The organism is Cupriavidus sp. 05T41 (genome assembly GCF_056396525.1).
In genome coordinates this window covers 1-3,428 of sequence record NZ_JBFTLQ010000180.1, presented here as the reverse complement: position 1 = coordinate 3,428, position 3,428 = coordinate 1, and the positions used below count along the sequence as shown (strand labels likewise).

Sequence of the window (3,428 nt, the reverse complement as noted above, 5' to 3'; positions counted from 1 at the left end):
GCGGACAGCGGTGGCGGGGCGGCGCCGGTGCGGGCGGCGCAGGCAAGTACCGCCGCTGTCTTGCCATCGTGGCGCGACGGCGCCGCGCGGCAGGCCATCCTCGCCTTCGTGGCCGATGTCACGCGCGCCGGCGCGCCCACCTTCGTGCCGCCGGCGGAGCGCGTCGCGGTGTTCGACAACGACGGCACGCTGTGGAGCGAGCAGCCGCTGTACTTCCAGTTCCTGTTCCTGCTCGACCAGGTCAAGGCCGCCGCGCCGAGCCATCCGGAGTGGAAGAACAATGCCGCCCTCAAGGCCCTGATGGCCAACGACATGGCCGCGCTGCACGCCCAGGAGAAACAGCTGCTGCCACTGGTCATGGCGGCCAATAGCGGCATGACGGTGGACGAGTACGACAAGGCGATCCGCGCATGGCTGGACAAGTCGCGCCATCCCAGGCTCAACCGCCCGTTCACCGAACTGGTCTACCAGCCKCAGCTGGAGCTGCTGGCCTACCTGCGCGCCAACGGCTTCAAGACCTACATCGTCTCCGGCGGCACCATCGAGTTCATGCGGCCGTGGTCGGAGCAGGTCTATGGCATCCCGCCCKAGCAGGTGATCGGCTCCACCGCATCGATCAAGTACGAAGTGCGCAACGGCCAGCCGGTGCTGGTGCGCGAGCCCAAGCTGGCCTTCGTCGACGACGGGCCGGGCAAGCCGGTCGGCATCTACCTGCGCATCGGCCGCAGGCCCATCCTGGCGGTGGGCAACTCTGACGGCGACCTGCAGATGCTGGAATACACCACCGGCGGCGCCGGCCGGCGCCTGGCGCTGCTGGTGCATCACGACGATGCCGAGCGCGAGTTCGCCTATGACCGCCAGTCGGCGGTKGGCAAGCTCGACAAGGCCTGGGACGCGGCCACCGCGCGCGGCTGGACCGTGATCAGCATGAAGCAGGACTGGCAGCAGATCTACCCGCCACCCAAGTAGCACCGCGCGGCGCAGTCGCGCTCAGCAATCCCTTTGTTGCACATGTCCGTTCGTGCCGAACGCGGACGGACTCGTCTTGATTTCGTCGGGAGCCTTGCCATGAACTTTTCGTTGGGGAAATTGCATCGGAGCCGCGGGACGGCGCTGGCGCTGGCCGGCATCGGCGGCCTGGCCGCCGCGGCGACCGCCGTCTTCTTCCTGTCCGCGCCGCCTGACGCGCAAGCGCAGGGCGCGGCCAAGCCCGCGCCGGCGCCAGCCGCCACCGCCGCCAAGCCGCCACCCGCTCCGGCACAGGGTACGGGCAAGAAGCCCAATATCCTGGTGATCTTCGGCGACGATATCGGGCAGACCAATATCAGTGCCTACAGCTTGGGCGTGGTGGGCTACAAGACGCCCAATATCGACCGCATCGCCCGCGAGGGCATGATATTTACCGACTACTACGCAGAGAACAGCTGCACGGCCGGGCGCTCGTCGTTCATCACCGGACAGACGCCGTTGCGTACCGGGCTCTCGAAGGTCGGCGCGCCGGGCGCGCCGGTGGGCCTGCAGAAGGGCGACATCACCATTGCCGAAGCGCTCAAGCCATTGGGTTATGCCACCGGCCAGTTCGGCAAGAACCACCTKGGCGACAAGGATGAATACCTGCCCACCAAGCACGGTTTCGACGAGTTCTTCGGCAACCTGTACCATCTCAACGCCGAGGAAGAACCCCAGCGCGACTACTGGCCCAAGGACAAGAACGACCCGTTCGTGAAGAACTTCTCGCCGCGCGGCGTGATCCACAGCACCGCCGACGGCAAGGTGGAAGACACCGGCCCGCTGACCACCAAGCGCATGGAGACCGTCGACGACGAGACCACGGCCGCCGCGCAGAACTTCATCACCAAGCAGGCCCAGGCCAACAAGCCGTTCTTCGTGTGGATGAACACTACGCGCATGCACGTCTACACGCACGTGCGCCCGTCGATGCGCGKGCAGAGCGGCATGCCCGGCAACGAGTACGCGGATGGCATGATCGAGCACGACGGCGACGTAGGCAAGCTGCTCAAGACGCTGGACGACCTGAAGATCGCCGACAACACCATCGTCATCTACACCACCGATAACGGCCCCAACCAGTTCTCCTGGCCGGACGCCGCCACCACGCCGTTCCGCAGCGAGAAGGACACCAACTGGGAAGGCGCGTTCCGGGTGCCGGCCATGGTCCGATGGCCGGGCAAGATCAAGCCTGGCACCGTGACCAGCGAGATGTTCTCGGGGCTGGACTGGTTCCCCACGCTGCTGGCGGCGGCCGGCGACGCCGGTGTCAAGGACAAGCTGCTCAAGGGGGCCGGCTTCGGCGGCAAGAACTTCAAGGTCCACCTGGACGGCTATAACCAGTTGCCGCTGCTGACCGGGCAATCCCCGAAAAGCGCGCGCGACGAGTTCTACTACTTCAACGACGACGGCGAACTGGTGGCGATGCGCTTCGGCGACTGGAAGGCGGTCTTCTGCGAGCAGACCTCGCCCGGGGGATTCGCCGTGTGGCGGAATCCGTTCACCTGCCTGCGTGTCCCGAAGATGTTCAATCTGCGCATGGATCCCTACGAGCGGGCCGACATCGTGTCCGACCAGTACGATGACTGGCTGGCCAAGAACGCGTACCTGACCGAAATCGCGACCATGAAGGCCACCATGTTCCTGCAGACCTTCGTCGACTATCCGCCCAGCCAGCGGCCGGCGAGCTTCAGCATCGACCAGGTGCGCAAGCAGGTGGACAGGAAGATCGACGAGGCCTTCAAGAAGCGAGGGCAGCAGTAGCGGGGGGCGAAGGCCCGATGCACTAGCCTCGACCGGCAGCCGGGCGGGCCGCAATCATTGCGGCCCGCCCGGCCGCGTTTTCCAGGGTGGCAAGCAATGCTGGATTCCCACGTGGCGCGGATCGACAAAAAGCCTGGCAGACGGGGCGGGACGGCGCGCCGCCCGGCCGTGGCCAGGCCGGACCTGGCGCCCCCGCGAGACATGGCGACGCTKGGGTGGGCCTGGCCGGCGCTGCTGTTGCTGGCCTCGGGCGCGGCCGGGCTGGTGTTCCAGGTGCTGTGGATCAAGCAGCTCACCCTGGTGGTGGGCGTGGAGGTGCACGCGGTCACCATCGCGGTCAGCGCCTTCTTCKGCGGACTGGCCCTCGGCGGCTGGCTGTTCGGGCGCGCGGCGGACCGCAGCGCCTGTCCCTTGCGGCTGTACGCGCGGCTTGAACTGGCCGTGCTGGTGCTGGCGCTGGCCTGCACCGTGGGCTTGTCCATGGCGGCGATGCCGTTTGCCTGGCTGCAKGACCGCGCCKGCGTGCTGGCGTGGGCCTTGCCGATCCTGCTGGCGGGCCTGCCGGCGGTAGCGATGGGCGGGACGCTGCCGGTGCTGATGCGCGCGCTCGCGCCGGCGCCGGACGGCGTGGGCCGCAGTGGCGGGCGCCTGTACGC

At 67.7% G+C, this 3,428-nt stretch carries 2 protein-coding genes and 1 pseudogene; all 3 read left to right on the top strand.

Annotated elements, in window-relative coordinates:
- A partial coding sequence (locus tag AC1DKV_RS40250) for an HAD family hydrolase (RefSeq protein WP_477139738.1) occupies positions 1-969 on the top strand: 969 nt, incomplete at its 5' end.
- Positions 970-1,068: 99 nt separating this feature from the next.
- Positions 1,069-2,772 (top strand): arylsulfatase, encoded by a 1,704-nt coding sequence (locus AC1DKV_RS40245; RefSeq protein ID WP_477139737.1) that lies wholly within the window; start codon positions 1,069-1,071, stop codon positions 2,770-2,772.
- Between the two features lie 201 nt (positions 2,773-2,973).
- Positions 2,974-3,428 (top strand): annotated as a pseudogene (locus AC1DKV_RS40240) (spermidine synthase); the annotation flags it as partial.